Below are 25213 nucleotides of genomic sequence, written 5' to 3' on the forward strand. Positions count from 1 at the left end.
CTTATGGTGCCCTGACGGCCCGTGGGAAAAGCTGACGTCATACAAAGAGACATGCACAGCTGCATCGCGCCGGACTCGTGGACGGGCGTGAACGAGCGTGACCGAGTGCGACCGACAACAACAGCCGTGGATCGAGGAGAGAAGCTGTGAGCACCGAGAACGAGGGCACCGCGGTACCCCCGGCGCCGTCCGCACCGCCGCCCGCGCCGGTGGATGCTCCCGCTGCTCCGGCGCACCAGGGGCACCCCGCCCCGGGAGCGGCTCCGGAACCGGCCCCGTCCGCGCCGCCGCAGGCACCCGCACAGCACGCCGACCAGGGATACGGCTCCGACCCCCAGACCCCGGTGAGCGAAACCGGCTGGGACCCGCACGGCGCTCACGGTACTCACAGTGCTCACGGCGCCCACGGAGGCCAGGACCCCACCCCTCCCTCCTCCGCCCCTGACGCCTCCTGGCCCCCGCCCCCGCCGCCGTCCACCCCGTCGTACGGCGGTGGCGGTGACGGCGGCGCCGGGCACGGTTCGGGCGGCTGGGGCTCCTCCTACCAGCAGCCGGCGCCGAAGAACGGCGGCGGGCGCGGCCGTCTGCTCGCCGCGGTCCTGGTGGCCGCGCTGGTCGCGGGCGGCGCGGGCGGCGGCCTCGGCTACACGCTGGCCAAGGAGAACGACAGCAACGGCTCGACGACCGTCTCGGCGTCCACCAGCGGCGGCAACGTGAAGCGCGACCCGGGCACGGTCGCCGCCGTGGCCGCCAAGGCGCTGCCGAGCACGGTCACCATCGAGGCCGAGAGCAGCAGCGGCGAGGGCGGCACCGGCACGGGCTTCGTCTTCGACAAAGAGGGCCACATCGTCACCAACAACCACGTCGTGGCCGAGGCCGTCGACGGCGGCAAGGTGACGGCGACCTTCCCCGACGGCAAGAAGTACGACGCCGAGGTGGTCGGACACGCACAGGGCTACGACGTCGCGGTCATCAAGCTGAACGACGCCCCCTCGGACCTGAAGCCCCTCCCCCTGGGCAACTCCGACGAGGTGGCCGTCGGCGACTCGACGATCGCGATCGGCGCGCCCTTCGGCCTGTCCAACACGGTGACGACGGGCATCATCAGCGCGAAGAACCGCCCGGTCGCCTCCAGCGACGGCAGCGGCAGCCAGGCGTCGTACATGAGCGCCCTGCAGACCGACGCGTCCATCAACCCGGGCAACTCCGGCGGTCCGCTGCTCGACGCGCAGGGCAACGTGATCGGCATCAACTCCGCGATCCAGTCCACCAGCAACGGTGGCTTCGGCACGGGACAGGCCGGCTCGATCGGCCTGGGCTTCGCCATCCCGATCAACCAGGCCAAGTACGTCGCCCAGGAACTGATCGAGACGGGCAAGCCGGTGTACGCCAAGATCGGCGCGTCGGTCTCCCTGGAGGACGCGACGGGCGGCGCGAAGATCACCGAGCAGGGCGCGGGCGGCTCCGAGCCCGTCGACCCCGGCGGCCCCGCCGACAAGGCCGGCCTGCAGCCCGGCGACGTCATCACCAAGCTCGACGACCGGGTCATCGACTCCGGCCCCACCCTGATCGGCGAGATCTGGACCCACAAGCCGGGCGACGAGGTCACGATCACCTACGAGCGCGACGGCAAGGAACACACCGCGGAACTCACCCTGGGCTCCCGCGTGGGCGACAGCTGACCTCACCCGCGGACCCCGAACCCGTTACCCTTGTCCCCGCGCCGCCGATCACCGGCCGGCGCGGGGAGGCGTGCCCGAGCGGCCGAAGGGAACGGTCTTGAAAACCGTCGTGGCAGCGATGTCACCGTGGGTTCAAATCCCACCGCCTCCGCGCGATGAGCAGTGAGAACGGCCCCCGACCAGGTGCGCGGTCGGGGGCCGTTGTGCGTTGTGGTGCTCGTGCGCGCTTCAGCGGGTGGGGGTGTCGCTGGATATCGTCAGGTCTGATCTTGCTGCTTCATGGAGGACGTTCAGCGCCTCCACCAAGGGGATCGGGCGAAGTTCGGCTGTTCCGTTCGAGGGGACGCGCGCTGTTCTGAGGAGTTCCCAGGTCCGCTGGTTGACGGCGTGTGCGGCGGTGGCGGCCCTGTCGTCGCTCAGCAGGACGAAGGTCTCGAAGAGGATCGATCTCTTCTTCTCGTTCCCCTCCATCTCGGTCAGCGCGTCAGACGGGTCCTTCCCCTGGTCACGGGCCCGCCCGGCGTCCATGGCGGCCCTCTGGATCTCCTTGATGCACGACACGTACTCGATGTATGTGTCGAGTTTTCGCTCGTCCCACCGGGTGGCCATCAGGTGCCGCAGCTTTGTCCGCTCGGCCATGGCCGTTGCGAAGTAGGACGTCAGGGCGCCGATGAGGACGCCGACCAAGGTGATGATCTGGGTGGCCATGCCGGACAACGTACCCGCGCGGGAACCTGCCGGCCGGGGAGTGTGGGTCAGGGGCGTTCGCGGGTGGCCGGGTTGTTCAGGCAGAGGGCGATGTTGCGGACCGCCGCGGTGAGTTCCTCGATCACCCGGGCCGCCTGCTCGGCGTTGTGGAAGGACGGGCTTCCTGTCAGCGCCAGGTCCAGTTCCTGCGCGGACCGGAGGGCCGGCCCGAGGCCTTCGAGGGAAGGGGAGGCGGTGGCGGGCGCCTCGGCCGGCGCGGTGGCGGGCACGCTCGTACCGGCCGCGGGAAGAGGTCCGGGTGTCGTCGGGTCCGCCGCGGGTGTGCCGGAGGCCGCGGGTGCCGGCTGGTGTGCAGGCTCGGGCGCGGCCGGGGGCGCCGACGGGGCGGTCGGCGGTGTGCCGGTCCCCGGGTCTGCCCGGCGTCCGTCGAACGGGGTGGGGAAGGCGCCGAAGTCGCCGGTCACGGAGGCGCATTCCTCCGCCTCCGGCCGGTGCGGGTCCTGGGGGGTCCGCCGGTCGTGCGGGGACACGTCCGGCGCGTGGCGCGTGCGGGGGAGTACGAAGTGCTCGAAACCCGGGAACGAGGGAGTGGCGGGGTGGGCGGAGGAGCGCGGGTTGTACTCGGCCTGCCACTGCATGCGGTAGCGGTCGACCTGGTCGGCGCAGGCCGTGCGGGCGTGGAAGACGGCTGTGTCCTCCCCCAGGTCCGGGTACCAGAGGTTCGGGCCCGGGAAGCGCACGGTCCGCACCCGCGGCCTGATCGGCTCGGCGCACCCCATGCAGCAGCCCTCCGGCACCATGAGCGGGATGCCGCCGTCCTGTTCCGGCCAGCGGGGGCCGCCCTCCCAGCGGTACTCCCCGTGGTGGCAGGGCGGCAGCTCGCCGCAGGCGCGGCAGACGGCGTAGTGCTCGGGGAGGACCCGCCAGTCGTGGCTGGCGGGAGCGCACCAGTGCTTCGGTGTGGAGCGGGGCAGGTTCTCGTTGCGCAGCACCAGCACCACCGGGCGCTTGTAGAACTCGGCCCGCTCGGGGGCCGGTTTGACCGCCTGGTTGTTGGCCCGCCGCAGTTCGTTGGCGTGCCACCACAGTTCCACGTGGTCGCGCCAGGCCTTCTCGTAGGAGTCCGGCCACCAGTTGCTCGGGTAGCCGTTGATCTCCAGGATGCGCCACCCCTGCCGGTCCAGTACCACGATGGAGCCGGCTCGCAGTCGCATGTGCGTTCCGTTGTCCCCCTCGTCCGGCCAGTCGTGACGGCCGATACGAGTGGGCTGGTCTGGGAGCCACCTGCGAACCTGCATGTCATGCTCCTCGGCAACGAAACTTCATAGTTTCAACTGGGGCAGTGGGCAACATTCTGAACAATCAGGACGTTTGGGGCGCTGTAGACACGCGCACGCTGCTGATAGCAGGTGATCGAAAACGTCTTCCGCGGCATCGTTTTCTTTCGTCCGGCCCCCTGTCACCAGGCTTTTTCGGATCTCGGGCCGTCGTCGGGGGTGGACTTCGCAGAGGCCGGGGCAGCGGCTTCGTACCCCGGTGACGGGGCCTGACACTCACCCGTACGTGTGATGACGTTCAGGCTGTCGCCACTCCGTACGTGTGCATCACCTCGCGGGACCGTCACCCCGCGCGCCCGGAACGAGTCCGAGCGGCGGCCTCTGGAGCTCTTCGTCCTCGGCCAGCCGTTCCCAGGGCAGGTCCCGCAGTGAGGGCTCCGTGTCGCAGCCGGACGGTACGCGCGGGGAGGGCTGGAACCAGACGACGGTGAGGCGGGAGCGGTACAGGGAGCGGTCGTGGGCCGGGTCGAGTGCCTCGGACCGGAAGCTGCCGACGCACGTCACGGCGGGCAGCACCTCCACGGGGCCGAAGGCACCCGCGTACTGGTCGGGGTACTCGCGCGGGGGCGGGATCAGGTGGACCGGAGTGCCGGGGAAGGCGCGCTCGGCGGACCGGAGCAGCCAGTCGATCGTCCTGTCGTTGAGGGGTTTGCACGGGTAGCCCTCGAGCAGCCCGCCGTACGTCGACGACATCCGCAGCTCGCAGAGGTCGACCGAACGGCCGGAGCCGAGGTGGACGCGGGCGAGTGACATGGTCGGAGCTTTGGAGCGGTGGTGCATCGGGGTCTTTCGGTTCTCAGGGAGGAGGGAGCACGGGCGGGGGGTGGTCAGGGGCGGTGCCCCGTCATCCGGGCCGCCGACGCGATCGTCGCGCGGGCTTCGCGTTCGGACAGGCCGGTGCTGAGGGCCGCGCCGACCAAGGGGTCCACCAGAGCGGGGCCGATTCCGTCCTCGTAGGCGCGGCAGGCCGCCCAGAACAGGCGGGTGTTGCGCTGGCCCTCGTGCGCCGCGAGGACGAACTGGACCAGGCCCTGGCCGTGTCCGTCGGCCGGTGGGGGCGTCGGGTGGTGGGTGCGGGGCGGTGGGAGGAGCAGGCGCAGGAGGGCGGGCGGGCATGGCGCCGGGGCCAGGCGCGCGGTGCCCGGAGCGGTGGTGTACGGGCCGTGGTCGGTGTGGGAACCGGGGCCGACGAGATAGCCGCCGGCGCCCCGGATGTCGATGCCGGGGGCCAGCCGGCCCGCGGAGTTGGGGACGACGACGTCCGGCGGGCCGCTCAGCCACAGGTGACGGCCTCCGCTCGGGGTCAGGACGATCACCGTGGCGGGGATCGTGAACAGGTGGCGTCGGGCCAGTTCGCGCAGGGCGGCGAACGAGTCCGTACCGGTCTTGGTGTCCAGGTCGACGCCGATGAGGTGGTGCGGGGGCAGTCCGCAGGCGATGCCGTAACCGGTGGCGCGGGGCGCGGCGGCGAACAGTGCGCGGATGCGGGTGGGGTCGGTGGAGGCGTCGTGGACGCCGTGGCCGAAGCGGCCGCACTCGCCGTGGCAGGGCGGGCTTGACGGCTCCGGGTCGTCGCGGTGCGGGGAGCGCAGGGCCGGGAGTTTCGTCCGGGACAGGGGGATGACGGCCAGTCCGCGTTCGGCGGCTGACAGGGCGTGTGCGAGGGCCAGGGTCGCGGCCTGCCGGTCGGTGGTGGCCATGCCTCTATTTTCGTACACATGTTCGAGGATGGGAAGGGGGAGCGCTCGGCGCGCCGAGGTGGGGGCGTGGGTGGGAGAAGTGGCGGAACGCTTCGTCCCTTACGGGGAGCGGGGTGGAGGGTCCTATCGGAAAGGGGTGGGATTCAAGGGGCGCGTCGGGGTTTATCGCCTTGTCGTCACGCTTGCGTGCGAATGACGGTGTCCAGGGTGGTTCGCCGGGGATTCCCTGGGCAACCCTGATCTCGCGACGTCGTGCACAGCACCGGGGCGGGGGGACAACTTCCCTGGTGACAGCCGTACTTCACGCGCACACGGTGATGAGCCACACCCGGTCGTGAACCGGTGCGTCCTTGTTCTGGAGGGAACACAACATGGCAAGCATCCGTACCGCCCGCGTCATCGCCGCGGTCTCCGCCCTGCCGCTCGCGGCCGCCCTCTTCACCGGCGTCGCGGCGGCGGACAGCGGCGCCCTCGCGGACGACGGATCGATCGCGACGGCCACGAGCTCCGAGGCCGACGCCCTCGGCAGCGGTGTCGGCGGCGACAACTTCGGCAACTCGGCCACCTCGCAGCAGCAGGCCACCGGATCCGGCGCCACGAACCAGAACAACACCGCCCAGGTCACCGGCTCCGCCTTCACGACCGTCAACCAGGGCAACGACAACGTGGCCATCGGCTTCACCCCGCTGTGGTGAGGCCGGCGCCCTGACCGTGCGGGGGTGCTTCGTGGGGTGCGGGGCGTCCGGGCGGCGGTGCTTCGGCACCGTCGCCCGGACGTTCCAGGGGGGGTCCCTCAGGGGTCGACCCGCAGTACCCCTCACCCGCTGGTCCACCTTCAGGAGGTGCAGCCAGCCCCACCCCTACAACCTGAGGGGGACGCGCCTTCGGGACCTGCGGGCGATCCGCCGGACAAGGTCCCGCTCATAGCGTTGAGCCATGACCACACCCGTCTGCACCAGCGCTTCGAAAGCCGCCACCCCAGCGACAGCGGCGCAGACCCTCCCGTACCCGTCGTTCTCGTCGTACATGAGGGCTCGCCAGCCGGTGCTCCTGCGTACCGCCCGGTCGCTGACCGGGAATCCGAGCGACGCGGAGGACCTGCTGCAGACCGCGCTCGCCAAGACGTACGTCGCCTGGGAGCGCATAGAGGACCACGGGGCGCTCGACGGCTATGTGCGCAGGGCGCTGCTGAACACGCGCACCTCGCAGTGGCGCAAGCGCAAGGTCGACGAGTTCGCCTGCGACGAGCTGCCCGAGCCCGACCCGGTGCCCGGCGGCGACGACCCGGCCGAGCAGCAGGCGCTGCGCGACGCGATGTGGCGGGCGATCATGCGGCTGCCCGCGCGGCAGCGGGCGATGGTCGTGCTGCGGTACTACGAGGACCTCAGCGAGGTGCAGACGGCCGAGGTGCTCGGCGTCTCGGTGGGCACGGTGAAGTCGGCCGTGTCGAGGGCGCTCGGCAAGCTCCGCGAGGACGCCGAACTGGGGCTCGTCCGCGGCTGACACGCACCGGTCCGCCGACGCGGCGTGATCGATCATTCGCTCCCCTAGTGACATACCGCGCGGTATGTGCGCAGAATCAGCGCAACCCTTACCGCCGCGCAGGCAATGTCGCCCAGGAGGACGCCCCGTGCTGAGCACCATGCAGGACGTACCGCTGCTGATCTCGAGGATCCTGACCCACGGGTCGACGATCCACGGCACCTCACAGGTGACCACCTGGACCGGCGAGGGAGAACCGCACCGCCGTTCCTACGCGGAGATCGGCGCCCGAGCGGCCCAGCTGGCCCACGCCCTGCGCGACGACCTCGGTGTCACCGGCGACGACCGGGTCGCCACCCTCATGTGGAACAACGCCGAGCACGTCGAGGCGTACTTCGCGATCCCCTCCATGGGCGCCGTCCTCCACACCCTGAACCTCCGCCTCCCGGCCGAGCAGCTCGCGTGGATCGTCAACCACGCCGCCGACCGGGTGGTCATCGTCAACGGTTCGCTGATCCCCCTCCTCGCGCCGCTGCTGCCGCACCTGAAGACCGTCGAGCACGTGGTCGTCTCCGGTCCCGGTGACCGTTCCGCGCTGGCGGACGCCGCCGCGCGGGTGCACGAGTACGAGGACCTGCTCGCCGGACAGCCCGTCGCCTACGACTGGCCGGAGCTGGACGAGCGCGCCGCCGCCGCCATGTGCTACACCTCCGGCACCACCGGCGACCCCAAGGGCGTGATCTACAGCCACCGCTCCATCTACCTGCACTCCATGCAGGTCAACATGGCGCAGTCGATGGGCCTGACCGACCAGGACACCTCGCTGGTCGTGGTCCCGCAGTTCCACGTCAACGCCTGGGGCCTGCCGCACGCCACCTTCATGACCGGCGTCAACATGCTGATGCCGGACCGCTTCCTGCAGCCCGCCCCGCTCGCCGAGATGATCGAGGGCGAGAAGCCGACCCACGCCGCCGCCGTCCCCACCATCTGGCAGGGGCTGCTCGCCGAGCTGACCGCCAAGCCCCGGGACGTCTCCTCCCTCACCCAGGTCACCATCGGCGGCTCCGCCTGTCCGCCCTCCCTGATGGAGGCGTTCGACAAGCTGGGCATGCGGGTCTGCCACGCCTGGGGCATGACGGAGACCTCCCCGCTCGGCACCATCGCCCGCCCGCCGGCCCACGCCGTGGGCACCGAGGAGGAGTTCGCCTACCGGCTGACCCAGGGCCGCTTCCCGGCCGGCGTCGAGGCCCGCCTCACCGGCCCCGGCGGCGAACGCCTCCCCTGGGACGGCGAGTCCGCGGGCGAGCTGGAGGTGCGCGGCGCGTGGATCGCCGGCGCCTACTACAACGGCCCCGACGCCGAGCCCCTGCGCCCCGCCGACAAGTTCAGCGAGGACGGCTGGCTGAAGACGGGTGACGTCGGGACGATCTCCGCCGACGGTTTCCTCACCCTCACCGACCGGGCCAAGGACGTCATCAAGTCCGGCGGCGAGTGGATCTCCTCGGTCGAGCTGGAGAACGCGCTGATGTCCCACCCGGACGTCGCCGAGGCCGCCGTCGTCGCCGTCCCGGACGACAAGTGGGGCGAGCGCCCGCTGGCCACGGTCGTCCTCAAGGAGGGCTCCACCGCCGACTTCACCACCCTGCGGGCCTTCCTCCAGGAGGAGGGCAAGATCGCCAAGTGGCAGCTTCCGGAGCGCTGGACGGTGATCACGTCGGTGCCGAAGACCAGCGTCGGCAAGTTCGACAAGAAGGTGCTGCGCAGGCAGTACGCCGCTGGGGAGCTGGACGTCACCCGGCTCTGACACCGGCGTACGCGGGATGCGCCGGGCGGTGAGGCGGAACCTCGCCGTCCGGCGGTGTGCGGCTCAGTTCACCGGGTGTGCGGGCGGCGGGTGTCCCGGTCGTACGGCGACGGCTGTCATCGCCGTCACCGCCGTACCGCCGTGCTCCCCCACCCCAGCGCCAGCCAGACCGCCGCCACCGCCGACACCCCGCCCCAGCCGAATTGGGTGAAGGCGGTGCCCGCGAGGGCCGAGGCGGTGGCGCCGCCTGCGAAACCGGAGACGACGTAGGCCGTGTTGGCGACGGCCGGGCTGGAGGTGGTGGTCAGGGCGAGGGTCTGGTTGGCGACGTGGGAGGCGACCAGGGCCGCGTGGATCGCGGTCGCGGCGACGAACAGCGCCCAGATGACCTGCCCGCCCAGCCAGAACAGCGGCACGGAGACGGCCGCGAGCAGATACGCCCCCCGTACGACCCTGGCGGCGCCGAAGCGGTCGACCAGCCCGCCCGCCAGCGGCGCCACCGCGCTCGCCGCGAGCCCGAAGAGGCCGAACAGTCCGGCGGTGGCGGTGGACAGGTCGTAGGCCGGGCCCGTCAGCAGCAGGGCGAGCGAGGTCCACAGAGCGCTCCACGCACCGAACATCCCCGCCTGGCGCACCGACGCGCGCCACAGGTCGGGCGAGCGGCGCAGCAGTCCGGGCAGTGCGGCGAGGCCGCCGAACAGCGAACCGTCGCGGCGGCGCCGCCCGGACGGCAGGACGAGGGCGGTGGCGGTGCCCAGGGCGAGCGTGAGGACGGCCGCGCCCGCGAACACCCACCGCCAGCCGAAGGCCTCTCCGGCGAGTCCGCCGAGGACCCGGGCCGCGACGATGCCGGTGAACAGGCCGGCGATCACGGCCGCGACGTGGCGGGCGCGGCGGGCGGCGGGGGCGCGTTCGGCGACCAGCGGGACGAGGAGCTGCGGTACGACGGTCCCGGCCGAGGCGACGAACACGGCGACCGCCAGTGCGCCGGTGCTCGGGGCGACCGCGCTGGCGATCAGGGCGGCGGTGGTGACCAGGGTCAGGACGGTGACCAGCCTGCGCCGGTCGGCGGTGTCGCCGAGCGGGGCGAAGAAGAGCAGGCCGACGGCGTAGCCGAGCTGGGCGACCGAGGCGATCCAGGCCACGGCGGACGGCGTGGAGCCGAAGTCGCGGGCGATGAGGGAGAGCAGCGGCGCGGCGAGGTAGATGTTGGCGGCCGTGACCGCGGTGCACACGGCGATGAGCATGAGGAACGCGCCGGAGCCGCGGGACGGGCTCGGACCCGGACCCGGATTCTGATCGGGAGTGGTGACCGGTGGCCTGCGGGCCTGCCGGCCGGTGGTGTTGGCGCTGGGCGCTGAGGACATGAGCGGGATACCCCTTCGAGCCTGCTCTAACAACTAACTGGTTGGTTGGCTGATGGAGGGAACAGTCTGCGTCCCCGCCGGATTCCCTGTCAACCAAACAGTTGGTTACAAGGGGCGCTACCCTGTCCCCATGGCAGTCAGGGACCCCGAGGCCACCAAGGCCCGGATCTTCGAGGCGGCGGTCACCGAGTTCGCCCGCCACGGCATCGCCGGTGCCCGCATCGACCGCATCGCGGCCGAGGCGAAGGCCAACAAGCAGCTCATCTACGCCTACTTCGGCAACAAGGCGGAGCTGTTCGCGATCGTCCTCGAGCGGAAGATGCTGGACCTCGCCGAGTCCGTCCCCGTCGACCCGGACGACATCGAGAGCTGGGTCGACCGGCTGATGGACTACCACGCCGCCCACCCCGAACTGCTGCGCCTGCTCTTCTGGGAGGGCCTGGAGTACGGCACCGACGAACTGCCCCACGAGGGCGAACGCCAGGAGCACTACGTCCGCAAGGTCGCCCTGCTCCAGGACGGCCAGGACCGGGGCGTCGTCACCGACGCCATCCCGGCCGGCGACCTGCTGTTCCTGCTGACCGCGCTGGCCAACTGGACGGCCGTCGTCCCGCAGATGCGCCGCATCCTGGTCGGCGGGGAGCCGGACGACCGCGCCCGGCTGCGCGCGTCCGTGAAGGAGGCGGCGCGCCGCCTGGTCGCCCGCTGACGGCGGTGCGGGTCAGTTGGTCCCGATCCGCGACAGCAGGTCGACGATCCTGTCCTGCACCTCTTCACTGGTGGACCGCTCCGCCAGGAACAGCACCGTCTCGCCGGAGGCCAGCCGCGGCAGGTCCGCCTGGTCGACGGCGGCCGTGTAGACGACGAGCGGGGTGCGGTTGAGCTGCCCGTTCGCCCGCAGCCAGTCGACGATCCCGGCGGGCCCGGCCTGGCGCGGGTGCACGCGCATCAGGTCCATCACCACCAGGTTCGGCCGGAACTGCCCCGCCAGCGCCACCGCGTCGGCGTCACTCGCGGCCCGCGCGACCTGCATCCCGCGCCGCTCCAGCGTCCCGGTCAGCGCCAGCGCGATCTCCGCGTGCTCCTCGATCAGCAGCACGCGCGGGGGGTGCTGTTCGCTGTCGCGCGGCGCGAGCGCCTTCAGCAGTACGGCGGGATCGGCGCCGTACGCGGCATCGCGCGAGGCCTGTCCGAGCCCGGCCGTGACCAGCACAGGCACCTCGGCGGCCACCGCCGCCTGCCGCAGCGACTGCAGGGCCGTACGGGTGATCGGCCCGGTCAGCGGGTCCACGAACAGCGCGGCGGGGAACGCCGCGATCTGCGCGTCGACCTCCTCGCGCGAGTGCACGATCACCGGCCGGTAGCCGCGGTCGCTCAGCGCCTGCTGGGTGGTGACGTCCGGCGCGGGCCACACCAGCAGCCGGCGCGGGTTGTCCAGCGGCTCCGGCGGCAGCTCGTCGTCCATCGGCTGCGGACGCGGCGGGTCCGCCACCTCGACGGCCCCGCCCGGACCGTCCAGCGGCTCGGGCCCCTCGGCGGCGTCCGCGTCGGGCGCCCCTATGGCGTACGACCGTCCGGTGCCCTCGGTCGTCGGCGCGAGCCGGGAGTGCGCCGGCGCGTGCGCGTGGGCGTTCGCGGGTACGGGCTCGGCCGACGGGTGCGGGCGCGCGCCCTGCTCGTTGCCCGCGGCCGGGTCGGGGCGCGTACCGAGCTTGCGGCGGCGGCCGGAGCCGCCCGGCTGGTGCGGAGGAGGCGTGGCCGACGGCAGCGGCTGCTGCACCTGGGCGGCCTGCCGGTTGAACGGCACGCCCTGTCCCAGCGTCCGCACGCTGATCGCCCGCCCCTGGGTGGAGTTCGGATCGACCGGCGCCGAGGACTCCGCGGGCAACGGCTGAGCGGCCCGCTGCGCCGGCGCGCCCTCGGGCGGCAACGGGGTGCCGGCGGCGGGGGTCGGCTGCGACGGACCCGCGGTCGCCGGTACGGCCGTACCGGCACCGGAGGTGTCACCGGCTGCGGGCCACTGCTGCGGAGCGGGACCACCTTCGGCCGCAGCGCCCGACCCGGGCGCGGCCTCGGCGGGAAGCGGCTGAGCGGCGGGAAGCGGCTGCGCCGCCTGCTCCTGTGCGGGTACGGGGGCGCCGTGTGCCGGGGGTGTGATGCTCTGCGGTGGGATGGCGGCACCGTGTTCCGGAGCGGGGGCCCCTTGCGGGGGGACGGCCGCACCTTGTGCCGGAATGGGAGCGCCCTGCGGGGGGACGGCCGCGCCCTGTGCGGGTACGGGGGCGCCGTGTGCCGGGGGTGTGATGCCCTGCGGCGGGACCGCAGTGTTGTGTGCCGGTACCGGAGCCCCTTGCGGGGGAACAGCCGCGCCATGCGCCGGAACAGGAGCACCGTGTGCCGGGACCGCGGCGCCCTGCGGCGGGACCGCAGCACTGTGTGTGGGCACGGGGGCCCCTTGCGGAGGAACGGCCGCACCCTGTGCGGGTACGGGAGCACCCTGCGGCGCCGCGGACGTGCCCTGCGGCGGGACCGCGGCCCCCTGGACCGGGACAGCCGCCCCCTGCGCGGGCACGGGAGCACCCTGTGGCGGAACCGGAGCACTGTGTGCGGGCACGGGGGCCCCTTGCGGAGGAACGGCCGCACCCTGTGCGGGTACGGGAGCACCCTGCGGCGCCGCGGACGTGCCCTGCGGCGGGACCGCGGCCTCCTGGACCGGGACAGCCGCCCCCTGCGCGGGCACGGGAGCACCCTGTGGCGGAACCGGAGCGCCCTGCGGCACGGCAGGCGCCCCCTGCGCAGGTGCCGCCCCCCACTGCGCCGAAGCCCCTGGAGCCTGGACGGCCGGAAGGGGAGCCTCGGTGGGTGTGCCGTCGGGCCCTGCCGGCTGGGCGACGGCCCGCCGTCGGCGGCCCGTCGGCGCGCTGGTGGGGTGCGGCTGCGGCGGGGTGTGGTCGTCGGCCTGGTCGTGCGGAACGGCGTCATGGCGGCCGTTGTCGACCCCGGCCTGCCCGACAGCCCCAACTCGCCCAACCACCCCGGCCTGCTTGACCGCCTCGGTCTGTCCGACCGCCTCGGCCTGTCCGACCGCCTCGGCCTGGGCCGGCCGGTCGGTGTGCTGTTCCTGGTCCGCCTCGGCCGGTGGCAGTGCGAACACCGTACGGGGTGCGGCCTCCTGTGCCGCCGCCCGCTCGGTGGCGGCGGCCAGCGCACGCCGGCGCCGTCCCGTCGGCTGCGACTGCGCCTGCCCCGAAGCCTGGGCCGGAACGTGCACCGCGACCTCGGCCTGGGGCGCCTCGGCCGCCCCGTCCCCGCCGGACGGCGCGGGCAGCGCCGGCGGCAGCGCGTGCTGTTCGCCGGCCCCCTGCCGGGCACGCTGCCCGGACGGCCCCGGCACCCCCTGCGGCGGTACGGTCCCGCCCAGCCCCGTGTTCGACGCGGCGGCCCCCGCCGCATGCTCGGCGGCGGTGACGACGGCCCCCTCGGACACCCCGGCGGCCCCCGCGAGTTCGACCTCGGCCCCCACCGCGGCCGGCGCGCCCTCGGCCGGCCGGCCGCGCCGCCGCCCGGTACCGCCGGACGCCTGCGCGGGCTCGTCGTCGGCGGCGGCTGCCGCCCGGCGCCTGCGCCGGCCGGTGGGCGCGGAGTCCGTACCGGAGCCGTCGTCCGCGCCCGGCACCTCGCTCTCCAGGAAGGCGTCCACGGACGCGCGCCGCGCCCGGCGCCGCCCGCCACCACCGGGAGCCGGCTCGGCGGGAACGGGAGCGGTCTCCTCGGCCGGCACCATCGGCTCGGCGGCCGGCACGGACCCCGCCCCGCCCCCGATCGGCACCTCGAGGACGAACGCGCTGCCGCTCATCCCGGGCACCTCGTGCGTCTGCAGCACACCGCCGTGCGCCCGGACGATCCCGCGCACGATCGGCTCGTGCACCGGGTCGCCGCCGCCGTACGGTCCGCGCACCTCGATGCGTACGACCTCACCGCGCTGCGCCGCCGCGACCACGACCGTGTTGTCCAGGTAACCGCCCGCCGACACCGGCGTGTTGCCGGTCGCGTCGACACCCGCGACGTCCGCGACGAGATGCGCGAGGGCGGTCGCGAGCAGCCGAGGGTCGACCTCGGCCTCGATGGGCGGCGCGTGCACGGCGAACTGCACCCGCCCGGGGCCGATGAGCTCCACGGCACCGTCGACCCCGGCGGCGACGACGGCGTCGAGCATCACCTTCGTACGGGCGACCTGCTCGCCGCCGGCGTCGAGCCGCTGGTAGCCGAGGACGTTGTCGATGAGGGTGGTGATCCGGGCGTAGCCGGCCGACAGGTGGTGGAGCACCTGGTTGGCCTCGGGCCACAGCTGCCCGGCGTCGTCGGAGGCCAGCGCGGACAGTTCGCGGCGCAGCTCGTCCAGCGGGCCGCGCAGGGACCGCCCGAGCAGGGTGAGCAGCTGGTCGTGCCGGGCGGCGAGGGCCTCGTAGCGGTCCTTCTCCCGCTCGCCGAGCGCGGCGTACCGCTCCTCGTTCGCGGCGAGTTCCTCCGCGTGCTGCTCGCGCAGCTCCTCCAGCTCGGTGACGTGGCCCTGACGCAGGGCGGTGAGCTCGGAGCCGTGCTCCTCGGCGAGCCGCTCCAGCTCCTCGGCGTGCTCCCGCTCGGCCTGCTCCTTCTCCTCGGCGAGCGCGTCGTAGGGGCGGCGGTCGAGGAACGTCATGACGGCGCCGACGAGCTGGTCGCCGTCGCGCACCGGCGCGGTCGTCAGGTCGACCGGCAGCTTGTCGCCGTTCTTGGCGTACAGCACCTGGCCGCGCACCCGGTGCTTGCGCCCGGAGCGCAGGGTGTCGGCGAGCGGGGACTCGTCGTACGGGAAGGGGGCGCCGTCGGCGCGCGAGTGCAGGACGAGCGTGTGCAGTTCGCGCCCGCCGAGTTCACCGGCCCGGTAGCCCAGTATCTGGGCGGCGGCCGGGTTGACGAGGACGATCCGCCCGTCGGTGTCGGTCCCGACGACACCCTCGGAGGCGGCCCGCAGGATCATCTCGGTCTGCCGCTGCGAACGCGCCAGCTCGGCCTCGGTGTCGACGGTGCCGGAGAGGTCGCGGACGACGAGCATCAGCAGCTCGTCGCCGGTGTAGCCGGAACTGTCGTACGCCTGCTGGCCGTTCTCCAGATTCGCACTGGTGACCTCGACCGGGAACTCGGTCCCGTCGGTCCGCCGGGCGACCATCCGCGTCGGCTTGGTGCGCGCCCGGGGATCGATGTGGTCGGGCCGCCGCATGGACCCGGGGATGAGCTTGGAGTCGAACTCCGGCAGCAGATCCAGCAGCCCCCGCCCCACCAGCGCCGTGCCGGGGGTCTCGAAGGCCTCCAGGGCGATGGCGTTGGCGTTGACGACCGTCCCGTTGGCGTTGACCAGCACCAGGGCGTCCGGAAGCGCGTCCAGTATGGCTGCGAGGCGAGCAGTGCCCCGGGATGGCCTGCTGCTCACGAGACGCTTCCTCCCTGTTACCGCGACGTGCCGACCGCTCGGGCCATCTTGCCAACCTGCCCGCAGCGTGTCACGCGAGGGAGTCTAAGGGCTGGGGTTGCGCTCGCGACGCCGGATGGGACGGACATCGCACGGGAAAGTGACGGCGATGTGACGCCCGGTAGGCCCGGAACCCGTGACTGCCTGCGCCGACGCGCCACGAACCTTCGCGGGACCTTTACGCCCCCTGTGCCCCGACTCGCCACCACGCGCCCCGTCACTCCCACCACTCCCGGAGGTTTCCCTCACCCGCGTCCCCCGGTGCCCGCTTCGGGCAGCAGCGGCACCAGCCGGTCCCAGCGGGCGATCTCGCATCCGTTCGTACGGTCGTAGGTCGCGTCGACGGGGCGGCCGGCCCAGGTGCCGGTGACGCGGGCGCTGGCGGGCCCGCCGTACTGCAGGGTGCAGACGGCGTCCCGCGGTGCCGGGGCGAAGGCGTCCCGCCCCCACCGCGTGTTCCGCTCGACGGCCGCGCAGGCCCCGGCGGGGTCGGGGTGGCTGCCGCCACCGGGCCGGCACCGCACCTCGTACGTCCCGTCCGCCCCGCCGCCCGCGTCGCGCACGGTGACGGTGAGGCGGTCACCGCGCGGAGGCGCGTCCTGCGCGTACGCCGCCGGGGGCGCGGTGGACAGCGAGGTGAGGGCCGCGACGGCGACGAGCCGCCGCAGCACGGGGCGCGCGGTGTCCGCACGCCGGATCCGCGACACGACCTGTGGGATGAGCTGCGACACGAACTGCGACATGACCTGCGACATGACCTGATCAACGCGCCACCGCGCGGGACGTTGCGCCACACCGACGCGACGGCCGGAAGTGCTTTGCCCTGCGGGCTCCTCGCCTAGTACCGTGGGTGGCGATTGGTGACACCCCACGCGGGTGTGTCATCATCGGCACGCACCGATCCACTCGCGCTCACGCGCGGAGGGTTCTGTGCATGGAGGCGTCGCCTAGTCCGGTCTATGGCGCCGCACTGCTAATGCGGTTTGGGTCTTAAAGCCCATCGAGGGTTCAAATCCCTCCGCCTCCGCACCGATCACGAAGCCCCGGCCCCTGCGGCCGGGGCTTCGTCGTTGTTGCCCCGTCGATCCCGCGTTTGCGCAGGTCACAAGGGGTGGGCCAAACGGATTTCACATGGCGGCGGCAGTCATGTAATGTTCTTCCTGTCGCCGCGAGCGGGCCGAAAGGGCCGGGAAGCGGCGAGAAAACTGAAGAGACAAGCACTCGTAGCTTAACGGATAGAGCATCTGACTACGGATCAGAAGGTTGCAGGTTCGAATCCTGCCGAGTGCACAGCAGGCCAGAGGCCCCGTGGAGTGATCCACGGGGCCTCTGGCTTTCCACGCTCCGGGGGTGCGCGGGTGCCCGGCCGCGGGGGCCGGGCACCCGCCGCGGTCAGGCGTTGTCCGTGGTCCTGCGGCGGCGTGCGGCGAGGACCGCTCCGGCGCCGAGTACGGCGGTGAGGGCGCTCGTGAGGGCGAGCGGCGCCATCGCGGAGGACGTACCGGTCCTGGCGAGGCTGCCGCCGACGCCGGCTCCGGTGGTCACCGTCTGCTTGGTCACGCCGCCCTGTGCGGAGGGGCCCTTGTCCGTGCCGGGCTTCGTGGTCTCCGGGCGCTTGTCCTCGTTCTCGCCGGCCGGGCCGGGCTCGGCCTCCTCGGCCGGGCCGGTCTCGCTGCCGACGGGCAGGAGCTTGAAGTCGTAGCGCTTCATCGGGCCCAGGACGCAGGGGTTGTACGCGCTCTGGGCGTCGCCGGCGAACAGGGCGAAGGCGTCGGTGGCCTCGGCCACGGAGTCGACCTTCATCCGCAGCTTCACGTCGTTGCGCTCGCCCGGTTCGATGCTGTCGATGTGCGCGATGTGCTCGGGCTCGTCGCCGTTGAGGGTCTGCCAGTCCGAGCCGTCGGACCACTTCACCTCCAGGACGCTCTTCGCGTCGCGCTGCTCGCCTTCCACGTGGAAGAACACCAGGGGGTCCACGGTCAGTGTGCGGTCGGTCCCGTTGGTCACGCGCAGGGTGAAATCGACGGTGGTCCCGGCGACGACCTTGGACGGAAGTCCCACCGCGAGGGAGGTCAGCCCGTTCTCGCGGACGCACTTCTTGGCGGTGGCGAGTGCTTCTTCGGCAGCCTTCCTGGCCTTGTCGGCCTTCTCGAGGGCGACCTGGAACAGGGTGTGCTCGCGGCCGGCCGCCACCCTGGCGTTGATCAGCGCGGTGCCGGCCTTCTCGGCCTCGGCGTCTGCCTCCTGCTGGGCGGTGACCGCCTTGGCCAGTTCTTCCCGGGCGGCTTCGAGGGCCTGCTGCGCCTCGGCCTTCTCCGCGTCGTCCTGGGCCGCTTCGAGTTCTGCCTCGGCGTCCGCGACGGCCTGCTCGGCCGCCTCCGTGACGTCGGCCGCCTCCTTCGCCGCCTTGTCCGCGGCGATCGTCGCAGCCTTGAGCGGGTGCGTGTCGGATTCCAGGGCCTTCAGGGTGGCCTTGGCCTCCTTCTGGCCTTCCTCCTTGGCGATGACGGCTTCCTCGTACGCCTTCTTCGCGTCGGCGGCGGCCTTGACCAGTTCCGCGTACGTCGGCTGCTGCTGCACCTGCCCCGCGGACGTCCCGGCGGCGAGGGCCGGAGCGGCGGTGAGGAGCGTGACGGGCGCGGTCACCGCGACGGCGGCGGCCACGGCGAGGGTACGGCTGAATCTCACTAGGGACCTTTCCTGGTGGGAAGCGGGGGAGAACGGCCAGCGAGAAGAAAATGCGGGCATCCTGCGTATTGCCGAGTTTATTTGCCCAGGGCGGTGCGGGCCGGTGTTTCTTGCCGTACCACGGTCCCCTCCAGGGATATTCGACTGAAGGAAACGGGCGAATGAGGATGGTTGTTCAGGGCGCCTGAATTTAACTGTGGCGTATGTCACTCCGGCGGCGGGGGTGGGGCAGGACTGGCCGTCAACGGCCGTGCGCTCGGGACCGGTTCACGCCTTTGATTCTCCATGACATATGGATCCCGGAATTCCCGGAAGGCCCAGAGGATTCGTGCGGCTCGGGCGGCGGGCGGCGGGATGTTCCGGGCGGCGGGGAAGAAGTTTTTCCGGGGCGAAGCCGAGGGCGGCCCGTACGTCCGCCGCGCCCGTGTGCGGGGATTTCGGTCGCACGACATGGGTGTCACTCCGGACGCCGGGGATTCTCGTGGCGCCGGAGCGCGGTGCGGAGGTGGTTGGTCAGGGCGGTGGCCGCCGCCGTGAGGAAGACGAAGGTGTAGAGGATCTGCAGGATGGTCACCAGGCGGGCCGCCTGGCCGTGCGGGGTGATGTCGCCGTAGCCGACGGTGGCGAGGGTGACCAGGGTGAAGTAGAGGGCGTCCAGGCGGGTGGCGATGCCGTCGAGCTCGCCGGGGCGCTGGGCCAGGGCCTGGTAGGCGGTCGCGAAGACCAGGATGGACAGGCTCATCAGCAGGGGGATGACCAGCCCCGGGCGGACGTCCGGGCGGCCGAGCAGGACGTGGACGACCTGCCGCAGCAGCAGGAGCGCGATCAGCGTCAGCGCGAGGCCGAAGAGGAGCCAGCTCAGGGCCGGGCGGCGCGGGCCCAGACGGTCCAGGGGCAGGAGGAAGTACGCGGTGGCCATCGTCGCCACGCCCGCCGCCTGGACCAGCCAGGGCCACAGGGCGCTCCAGACCGTGAACGTGCGCTCTAGGCCCGGGACTCGCGGCGTGGTGCGCACAGGGCCCAGATGATGAAGCCGTCGATGATGAGGAGGGCGATCGACCAGACCGGTGCGTGGGGCAGCCACACGAAGTTGGCGACCATGCTGAGTCCGGCCAGCGCGATGCCCACCATGCGGGCCCAGGTGGCCCCGGTGAACAGGGCGAGACCGGCGACGGTCACCAGGGCGCCGAGGATCAGGTGGATCCAGCCCCAGCCGGTCAGGCTGAACTCGTAGGTGAAGTTCCGGGTGGCGACGAAGACGTCGTCCTCGGCGATGGCGGCGATGCCCTGGAAGATCGCCATGATGCCGCCGAACGTCATCAGGACCGCCGCTGCCGCCGTCCAACTCGTCGCCCAAGGGCTCCTTGCTTCCCACCCGGCCTGGTGGTGGCGTGTGCCGCTGACATTGCTCGCCATGTGTCCGACCTTTCGGCTGTCCCCGAGCGTTGCAGCCCCTCAACCAGGTTTGCACTCCGGTCCCCGCTCGGCACCTCGGCGTCTCAGTCGGTGCGGCAGTGCTCCTCCAGGTAGTCGGCCGCGACCGTGTTCGCGCGACGGAACCAGTCGTGGAGCACGGCGATCTCCTCCGGGGTGTAGTCGGCGAAGAGCTCGTTGATGCGGGCGTAGTAGGGGTCGTAGATCTCGCGCGTGCGGGCCAGGGCGTCCGGCAGGGCCTCCACGCGGACGCGGCGGCGGTCCGCGGGGTCGGGGCGGCGGGTGATGTAGCCCGCGCGTTCCAGGCGGTTGAGGATCCCGGTCATCGCGCCCGTCGTGACGTGGACGCGGTCCGCCAGCTCGCCGGCCGTGAGCAGGTCCTCGCCGGCCTCGATGACGAAGGCGAAGCAGGTCAGGTCGGTGACGTTCAGACCGACCTGCTGGGCGATCTCGTGCTGGCCCACCAGGTGGGTCGCGACGAGCTGGTCCATCGCCCACAGCGCCTGCTCCGGCGTGGCGGGCTGGCGCGGCTTGGCTTGCATTCCGGGTTTCCTCGTTTCCCTTAGCTCGTGAGGGGTTTCGTGGTAAATCTCTTACGACGTGAGAGATTCTGGCGTCGACGGCGGAGGGGGCAGGCACGTGAGCGCACATCCATATGACCACGGGCACACGGTCGCGGGGTGGACGGGTTTCGGGATCGCCGGGGCCGGTACCGCGGTCGTGGGGTTCGGGATCGTCACGGTGTCCGGACCGCTGCTGGTGGGCGGGGCGTCGATCGCGCTCGCGGGCCTTGTCGTCACCTGGGTGCTGCACCTCGCCGGGTGGGGCAAGCAGCCGGGGCCCCGGCCGAGGGAGCAGTGGGGGTGGCGGGTGCGGGACCTGAGCGCCCGGCAGGGGCACGCGGGGTGCCTGGGCTGCCGGCTGGCGGGCCGGGGGCGGGGCGGGGCGCGGGCGGCGGCCGGGCCGGTCGTCGTACCCGCGGCGCGCGGTGGCGTACCGGACGCGCAGCCTCCCGTGGGGGCGGGGCGGACCGGCGGCTGAACCGCGGCCGTTGTCAGTGGTGCCCCCTAGTCTCGGCAGAGATGGCACAGGCGTGGAGATGCTCGGGGCTGCGGTGGTCGGCGGACGGTCCCGTGCTGGCGTGGGAGGGCGGCCGGCGCTCCGCGCTGACCCGGGGGAAACGGGTGGCCTTCGGGGTCGGGGAAGGGGGAGTGCGGACATGCGTGGGGGCACGGGGGTACGCGTGTCCGCTCGGGGCGGCCGTTCCGGGGCGGAGCACGGGGGCGCGCTGCGAGGAGTGCGCCCGGCTGGACCGGGCGCACTCGGTGGCCGCCGACACCCTCGCGGACGATCCGCGGCCCTACCGCGTGTACCTGGCGTGGTTCGGGCCGGGAATGACCAAGGTCGGGATCACCGCCGTACAGCGGGGGCCGGCGCGGCTGCTGGAGCAGGGGGCGGTCTGCTTCAGCTGGCTGGGGACCGGGCCGCTGATGGCGGCGCGGCGCACCGAGGAGCTGCTGCGCGCCGCGCTCCGCGTGCCCGACCGGATCCCCTACGCCGGCAAGCGGGCGGTGCGGGCGGTCCTCCCGGACGGGGAGGAGGAGCGGGCGGCCGAGATCGCCGGGTTGCACGCGCGGGCGGTCGCCCTGGACGGATGGCCGGAGTCGCTCGCCCGTGAGCCGTTCCGGCCGGTCGATCACGTCGGGGTGTTCGGGCTGTCGGGGGCGCCGGCCGCCGTGGGGGAGGTGAGCGAGCTGGTCGCCGGGGGCGCGGTGAGCGGGGAACTGGTGGCCGCCGCCGGTCCCGATCTGCACCTGGCGACGGGGGCGGGGACGGGGAAGGGCGTCGTGGTGCTGGACACCCGGCTGCTGACCGGGTGGGATCTGTTCCCGGCCCGGGGACGTGAGTTCGCGGTGCCGGTCAGAGCGGTCAGGGACCGGGCGGCGGCGCAGGACGGGCTGTTCTGATCCGGGAGCCGACACCCCCTGGACTCTGTTGGCGAATCCGCCGGACGGCCGCCGGGCACCCGCCTCGGCACCAGGACGGGACCCCCCTCCCCGCCAAGCACCGCATAAGCGGCGTCACACCGGAGAAGCACCCCCCTCACCGAACGGCGGCGGGACGCGCCGACAGCATGCCTCTGGACCCCGACCGCGGTCGCGGGTGATCGTGGGCGGCATGAGCGCCCACCCCGACACCCGTACCGAAGCCGACGACGTACGGCGCTTCTGGAAGGGGCTCGGGCTGCCCGGGCTCGTCGACGTGCACACGCACTTCATGCCGGAGCGGGTGCTGCGCAAGGTGTGGGCCTACTTCGACGCGCTCGGGCCGCTGACCGGCGGCGTCGAGTGGCCGATCACCTACCGGGAGGAGGAGGCCGCACGGGCCGCGCTGCTGCGGGAGTTCGGCGTGCGGGCCTTCACCGCCATGCTCTACCCGCACAAGCCGGGCATGGCGCGCTGGCTGAACGGCTGGGCGGCCGACTTCGCCGCCCGCACCCCCGACTGCCTGCACACCTCCACCCTTTTCCCCGAACCCGGAGTCGTGGACCACGTCCGGGACGCCGTCGACGCCGGCGCGCGGGTCTTCAAGGCACATGTGCAGGTGGGCGCGTACGACCCGGCCGACGAGATGCTCGACGGCGCCTGGGGGCTGCTCGCCGAGGCGGGCGTGCCGGTGGTGATCCACTGCGGGTCCGGGCCGGCGCCCGGCAAGCACACCGGGCCCGAGCCGATCGCCCGGGTCCTGGCCCGGCACCCCCGGCTGCGGCTGATCGTGGCGCACCTGGGGATGCCCGAGTACGAGGACTTCCTGGACCTCGCCGAGCGGTACGGGGAGGTGCGGCTGGACACCACGATGGCGTTCACCGACTTCAGCGAGCGCCTGGCGCCGTTCCCCCGGCGGGCCCTGCCCCGGCTGGCCGCCCTCGGCGACCGGATCCTGCTCGGCTCGGACTTCCCCAACATCCCGTACCCCTACCTCCACCAGCTCCACGCGCTGGAGCGGCTGGACCTCGGGGACGCCTGGCTGCGGGCGGTGTGCCACGACAACGCGGCCCGGCTCTTCGGCCTGCCCGGCTGAGCGGGGCCGCCCCGCCCGGGCTGGGAACAGCTTGTGAGTTTCTCAGGTAAAACACAGGTTCCCGAAAGGGTGTTCTCAGAGGCCCCGGACATCGTGTACGCCATGACCACGATCTCGCCCCAGGGGCGCACCGAACTGCTGAGGCCGGACGGGAGCCCCGTCCGCGTGCTTGTGGTGGACGACGAGCAGTCGATCACCGAGCTGCTGTCCATGGCCCTGCGGTACGAAGGCTGGCAGATCCGCAGCGCGGGGGACGGCCAGGGGGCCCTCCGCACCGCACGCGAGTTCCGGCCCGACGCCGTCGTCCTGGACATGATGCTGCCGGACATGGACGGCCTGGCCATCCTCGGCCGGCTGCGCCGCGAGCTGCCGGACGTGCCCGTACTGTTCCTCACCGCCAAGGACGCCGTCGAGGACCGTATCGCCGGACTGACCGCCGGCGGTGACGACTACGTCACCAAGCCGTTCAGCCTGGAGGAGGTCGTCGCCCGGCTGCGCGGACTGATCCGCCGCTCCGGCGCGGCCGACCGCCGCTCCGAGTCGATGCTCGTCGTCGGCGACCTCACCCTCGACGAGGACAGTCACGAGGTCACCCGCGGCGGCGACAACATCCACCTCACCGCCACCGAGTTCGAGCTGCTGCGCTTCCTCATGCGCAATCCGCGGCGCGTGCTCAGCAAGGCCCAGATCCTCGACCGGGTCTGGTCGTACGACTTCGGCGGGCAGGCGAACGTCGTCGAGCTGTACATCTCGTACCTGCGCAGGAAGATCGACGCGGGCCGGGAGCCGATGATCCACACCCGGCGCGGTGCCGGCTACATGATCAAGCCCGCGGTCTCGTGAGCGGACGGCGACGGCCGCGTCCGCAGCGGCGGGCGCGCACCCCGCGCACACTGCGGACGCGGCTCGTCGTCGCGTCCGTGGTGCTGATCGCGGTGGTGTGCGCGGTGATCGGTACGGTGACCACGCTGGCGCTGCGGTCACATCTTTACGAGCAGCTCGACGATCAGGTGAGTGAGGTCGCCGATCGCGCGGTGGGCGGTCCCGAGAAGGACGGACCGCCGCCTCAGCTCCTGAGGGGCGAGAACCCTCTCGACTTCGTCACCATGGGCCCGCAGCGCATCGGCACCATCGGCGTCACCATCGAGGAAGGCCGGGTAACCGACGGGATCGTCAGCAAGCGCAAGACGCAGGACGGCGTCCCGACGTCCGAGGCGACGCAGCTCACCGCGGCCCAGCTCGCGGCCGTCGCCACCGCCCCGCGCGACGACCACCAGCACACCGTGTACATACCGGGCCTGGGCGAGTACCGGGTGCAGTACGAGATCGGCCGGAAAGGCGAGTTCTACGTAGCGCTGCCGACCGACGACACCAACGACACGATCGACACCCTCATCCTGGTCGAGGTCAGCGTCACCGGCGCCGGACTGGTCGCCGCCGGGATCGCCGGGTACGTACTGGTCGGCGTCGCCACCCGTCCCCTCCGCAAGGTCGCCGCCACCGCCACCCGGGTCTCCGAACTCCCCCTCCACACCGGCGAGGTGAACCTCGAGGAGCGCGTCCCCGAGTCCGAGTGCGATCCGCACAGCGAGGTCGGCCGGGTCGGTGCCGCGCTGAACCGGATGCTCGACCACGTCCACGGAGCGCTGCACGCCCGCCAGGAGAGCGAGACCCGGGTACGGCAGTTCGTCGCGGACGCCAGCCACGAGCTGCGTACGCCCCTGGCCTCCATCCGGGGGTACGCCGAACTCACCCGGCGCGGCCGGGAGCAGGTCGGCCCCGACACCCGGCACGCGCTCGGACGGATCGAGTCCGAGGCGGGCCGGATGACCCTGCTCGTCGAGGACCTGCTGCTGCTCGCCCGCCTGGACGCGGGCCGGCCCCTCCAGTTCGAGGAGACCGACCTCGTACCGCTCGTCGTGGACACCGTCAGCGACGCCCGGGCCGCCGGCCAGGAACACGTGTGGCGGCTCGAACTGCCCGACGAGCCCGCGCCGGTGTGCGCCGACGCCGCCCGGCTCCAGCAGGTGCTCGTCAACCTGCTGGGCAACGCCCGCAACCACACCCCGCCGGGCACCACCGTCACCGCGCGGGTGCGCCGCAACGGCCCCTGGCTCTGCGTGGACGTGGTCGACGACGGGCCGGGCATTCCGCCCGCGCTGCTCCCGCGCATCTTCGAGCGGTTCGCGCGCGGCGACTCGGCGCGCACCCGTGCCACCGGTTCGACCGGTCTGGGCCTGGCCATCGTGCAGGCCGTGGCGACCGCGCACGGCGGTGCCGTGACCGTCGACAGCGTGCCGGGACACACCGCGTTCACGCTCCATCTCCCCGCCGTCGAAGCGCAGTCGGCGTCCGAGCCGTACTCACAGCCACGGCACAGCGTCACCACACGGGCACGACAGGGCGTTTGAGCAGAGTCGG

General features: G+C 72.7%; 21 protein-coding genes and 3 tRNA genes. 13 read left to right on the forward strand and 11 right to left on the reverse strand.

The window, feature by feature from the left end:
• Positions 1 to 146: 146 nt before the first annotated feature.
• Together AMK33_RS15565 and AMK33_RS15570 are read left to right on the forward strand one after the other, a co-directional pair.
• Positions 147 to 1682, forward strand: coding sequence for a S1C family serine protease (locus AMK33_RS15565; RefSeq protein ID WP_073933394.1), 1536 nt, complete (start codon positions 147 to 149; stop codon positions 1680 to 1682).
• 64 nt (positions 1683 to 1746) lie between these two features.
• Positions 1747 to 1833: transfer RNA gene (locus tag AMK33_RS15570), tRNA-Ser, on the forward strand.
• Positions 1834 to 1910: 77 nt separating this feature from the next.
• On the opposite strand, the gene AMK33_RS15575 is transcribed toward AMK33_RS15570, so the two are convergent.
• From AMK33_RS15575 to AMK33_RS15590, 4 genes are all read right to left on the reverse strand, one after another.
• Entirely contained in the window at positions 1911 to 2390 is a 480-nt protein-coding gene (locus AMK33_RS15575) for a hypothetical protein (protein WP_073933395.1), read from the reverse strand.
• Between the two features lie 47 nt (positions 2391 to 2437).
• Complete coding sequence (locus AMK33_RS15580; protein ID WP_235618106.1) at positions 2438 to 3604, reverse strand: hypothetical protein; 1167 nt, start codon at positions 3602 to 3604, stop codon at positions 2438 to 2440.
• Positions 3605 to 3994: 390 nt separating this feature from the next.
• Positions 3995 to 4480: a hypothetical protein gene (locus AMK33_RS15585; protein ID WP_073933501.1), complete on the reverse strand. Its 486-nt coding sequence runs from the start codon at positions 4478 to 4480 to the stop codon at positions 3995 to 3997.
• Between the two features lie 74 nt (positions 4481 to 4554).
• Positions 4555 to 5427 (reverse strand): bifunctional DNA primase/polymerase, encoded by an 873-nt coding sequence (locus AMK33_RS15590; protein ID WP_073933397.1) that lies wholly within the window; start codon positions 5425 to 5427, stop codon positions 4555 to 4557.
• 371 nt (positions 5428 to 5798) lie between these two features.
• Between AMK33_RS15590 and AMK33_RS15595 the strand changes: the two genes are divergently transcribed.
• From AMK33_RS15595 to AMK33_RS15605, 3 genes are all read left to right on the forward strand, one after another.
• Complete coding sequence (locus tag AMK33_RS15595) at positions 5799 to 6122, forward strand: hypothetical protein (RefSeq protein ID WP_073933398.1); 324 nt, start codon at positions 5799 to 5801, stop codon at positions 6120 to 6122.
• A 241-nt stretch (positions 6123 to 6363) separates the two neighbouring features.
• Entirely contained in the window at positions 6364 to 6930 is a 567-nt protein-coding gene (locus AMK33_RS15600; protein WP_073933399.1) for a SigE family RNA polymerase sigma factor, read from the forward strand.
• Positions 6931 to 7069: 139 nt separating this feature from the next.
• Positions 7070 to 8713, forward strand: coding sequence for a long-chain fatty acid--CoA ligase (locus AMK33_RS15605; protein WP_073933502.1), 1644 nt, complete (start codon positions 7070 to 7072; stop codon positions 8711 to 8713).
• 125 nt (positions 8714 to 8838) lie between these two features.
• On the opposite strand, the gene AMK33_RS15610 is transcribed toward AMK33_RS15605, so the two are convergent.
• On the reverse strand, positions 8839 to 10080 hold the full coding sequence (locus AMK33_RS15610) for an MFS transporter (RefSeq protein ID WP_073933400.1): 1242 nt from the start codon (positions 10078 to 10080) through the stop codon (positions 8839 to 8841).
• Positions 10081 to 10210: 130 nt separating this feature from the next.
• Here AMK33_RS15610 and AMK33_RS15615 point away from each other — a divergent pair, with 130 nt between their 5' ends.
• Positions 10211 to 10789 carry a TetR family transcriptional regulator gene (locus tag AMK33_RS15615; protein WP_073933401.1) on the forward strand — a complete coding sequence of 193 codons (579 nt, stop codon included), beginning with the start codon at positions 10211 to 10213 and terminating at the stop codon, positions 10787 to 10789.
• Positions 10790 to 10801: 12 nt separating this feature from the next.
• Here AMK33_RS15615 and AMK33_RS15620 read toward each other — a convergent pair whose 3' ends face one another.
• Positions 10802 to 15550, reverse strand: a complete 4749-nt coding sequence (locus AMK33_RS15620; protein WP_079194875.1) for a PAS domain-containing protein — start codon at positions 15548 to 15550, stop codon at positions 10802 to 10804.
• Positions 15551 to 15834: 284 nt separating this feature from the next.
• Positions 15835 to 16344, reverse strand: coding sequence for an SSI family serine proteinase inhibitor (locus AMK33_RS15625; RefSeq protein ID WP_235618107.1), 510 nt, complete (start codon positions 16342 to 16344; stop codon positions 15835 to 15837).
• 181 nt (positions 16345 to 16525) lie between these two features.
• On the opposite strand from AMK33_RS15625, the gene AMK33_RS15630 reads away from it, so the two are divergent.
• Both AMK33_RS15630 and AMK33_RS15635 read left to right on the forward strand, forming a co-directional pair.
• Positions 16526 to 16616: transfer RNA gene (locus AMK33_RS15630), tRNA-Ser, on the forward strand.
• 190 nt (positions 16617 to 16806) lie between these two features.
• Positions 16807 to 16879 (forward strand) — tRNA-Arg (locus AMK33_RS15635).
• Positions 16880 to 16981: 102 nt separating this feature from the next.
• On the opposite strand, the gene AMK33_RS15640 is transcribed toward AMK33_RS15635, so the two are convergent.
• From AMK33_RS15640 to AMK33_RS15655, 4 genes are all read right to left on the reverse strand, one after another.
• Positions 16982 to 18277, reverse strand: a complete 1296-nt coding sequence (locus AMK33_RS15640) for a hypothetical protein (protein ID WP_073933402.1) — start codon at positions 18275 to 18277, stop codon at positions 16982 to 16984.
• Positions 18278 to 18734: 457 nt separating this feature from the next.
• Positions 18735 to 19196: a potassium channel family protein gene (locus AMK33_RS15645; RefSeq protein ID WP_079194886.1), complete on the reverse strand. Its 462-nt coding sequence runs from the start codon at positions 19194 to 19196 to the stop codon at positions 18735 to 18737.
• Positions 19197 to 19261: 65 nt separating this feature from the next.
• Positions 19262 to 19693 carry a DUF7144 family membrane protein gene (locus tag AMK33_RS15650; RefSeq protein WP_073933403.1) on the reverse strand — a complete coding sequence of 144 codons (432 nt, stop codon included), beginning with the start codon at positions 19691 to 19693 and terminating at the stop codon, positions 19262 to 19264.
• Between the two features lie 83 nt (positions 19694 to 19776).
• Positions 19777 to 20253, reverse strand: a complete 477-nt coding sequence (locus tag AMK33_RS15655) for a MarR family winged helix-turn-helix transcriptional regulator (protein ID WP_073933404.1) — start codon at positions 20251 to 20253, stop codon at positions 19777 to 19779.
• 97 nt (positions 20254 to 20350) lie between these two features.
• Here AMK33_RS15655 and AMK33_RS15660 point away from each other — a divergent pair, with 97 nt between their 5' ends.
• The 5 genes from AMK33_RS15660 (at position 20351) to AMK33_RS15680 (ending at position 25203) form a co-directional block, all read left to right on the forward strand.
• The gene (locus AMK33_RS15660; protein ID WP_073933405.1) at positions 20351 to 20752 is read left to right on the forward strand and encodes an HGxxPAAW family protein; all 402 of its coding nucleotides are present in this window, start codon (positions 20351 to 20353) and stop codon (positions 20750 to 20752) included.
• Positions 20753 to 20793: 41 nt separating this feature from the next.
• Positions 20794 to 21678 (forward strand): DUF2797 domain-containing protein, encoded by an 885-nt coding sequence (locus tag AMK33_RS15665; protein WP_073933406.1) that lies wholly within the window; start codon positions 20794 to 20796, stop codon positions 21676 to 21678.
• 211 nt (positions 21679 to 21889) lie between these two features.
• On the forward strand, positions 21890 to 22792 hold the full coding sequence (locus AMK33_RS15670; RefSeq protein WP_073933506.1) for an amidohydrolase family protein: 903 nt from the start codon (positions 21890 to 21892) through the stop codon (positions 22790 to 22792).
• Between the two features lie 102 nt (positions 22793 to 22894).
• Complete coding sequence (locus AMK33_RS15675) at positions 22895 to 23635, forward strand: response regulator transcription factor (RefSeq protein WP_201263030.1); 741 nt, start codon at positions 22895 to 22897, stop codon at positions 23633 to 23635.
• Complete coding sequence (locus tag AMK33_RS15680; RefSeq protein ID WP_073933408.1) at positions 23632 to 25203, forward strand: sensor histidine kinase; 1572 nt, start codon at positions 23632 to 23634, stop codon at positions 25201 to 25203. Before AMK33_RS15675 ends, AMK33_RS15680 begins: the two co-directional genes overlap by 4 nt.
• Positions 25204 to 25213: the final 10 nt, after the last annotated feature.

Source organism: Streptomyces sp. CB02400 (assembly GCF_001905725.1).
Lineage (GTDB): Bacteria > Actinomycetota > Actinomycetes > Streptomycetales > Streptomycetaceae > Streptomyces > Streptomyces atrovirens.

Excerpts from the sequence above, each read along its gene's own strand:
- AMK33_RS15575 (WP_073933395.1), bottom strand. The coding sequence starts at position 2,390 with ATGGCCACCCAGATCATCACCTTGGTCGGCGTCCTCATCGGCGCCCTG.
- AMK33_RS15580 (WP_235618106.1), bottom strand. The coding sequence starts at position 3,604 with ATGCGACTGCGAGCCGGCTCCATCGTGGTACTGGACCGGCAGGGGTGG.
- AMK33_RS15585 (WP_073933501.1), bottom strand. The coding sequence starts at position 4,480 with ATGTCACTCGCCCGCGTCCACCTCGGCTCCGGCCGTTCGGTCGACCTC.
- AMK33_RS15590 (WP_073933397.1), bottom strand. The coding sequence starts at position 5,427 with ATGGCCACCACCGACCGGCAGGCCGCGACCCTGGCCCTCGCACACGCC.
- AMK33_RS15595 (WP_073933398.1), top strand. The coding sequence starts at position 5,799 with ATGGCAAGCATCCGTACCGCCCGCGTCATCGCCGCGGTCTCCGCCCTG.
- AMK33_RS15600 (WP_073933399.1), top strand. The coding sequence starts at position 6,364 with ATGACCACACCCGTCTGCACCAGCGCTTCGAAAGCCGCCACCCCAGCG.
- AMK33_RS15605 (WP_073933502.1), top strand. The coding sequence starts at position 7,070 with ATGCAGGACGTACCGCTGCTGATCTCGAGGATCCTGACCCACGGGTCG.
- AMK33_RS15610 (WP_073933400.1), bottom strand. The coding sequence starts at position 10,080 with ATGTCCTCAGCGCCCAGCGCCAACACCACCGGCCGGCAGGCCCGCAGG.
- AMK33_RS15615 (WP_073933401.1), top strand. The coding sequence starts at position 10,211 with ATGGCAGTCAGGGACCCCGAGGCCACCAAGGCCCGGATCTTCGAGGCG.
- AMK33_RS15625 (WP_235618107.1), bottom strand. The coding sequence starts at position 16,344 with ATGTCGCAGGTCATGTCGCAGTTCGTGTCGCAGCTCATCCCACAGGTC.
- AMK33_RS15645 (WP_079194886.1), bottom strand. The coding sequence starts at position 19,196 with ATGGCCACCGCGTACTTCCTCCTGCCCCTGGACCGTCTGGGCCCGCGC.
- AMK33_RS15650 (WP_073933403.1), bottom strand. The coding sequence starts at position 19,693 with ATGGCGAGCAATGTCAGCGGCACACGCCACCACCAGGCCGGGTGGGAA.
- AMK33_RS15655 (WP_073933404.1), bottom strand. The coding sequence starts at position 20,253 with ATGCAAGCCAAGCCGCGCCAGCCCGCCACGCCGGAGCAGGCGCTGTGG.
- AMK33_RS15665 (WP_073933406.1), top strand. The coding sequence starts at position 20,794 with ATGGCACAGGCGTGGAGATGCTCGGGGCTGCGGTGGTCGGCGGACGGT.
- AMK33_RS15670 (WP_073933506.1), top strand. The coding sequence starts at position 21,890 with ATGAGCGCCCACCCCGACACCCGTACCGAAGCCGACGACGTACGGCGC.
- AMK33_RS15675 (WP_201263030.1), top strand. The coding sequence starts at position 22,895 with ATGACCACGATCTCGCCCCAGGGGCGCACCGAACTGCTGAGGCCGGAC.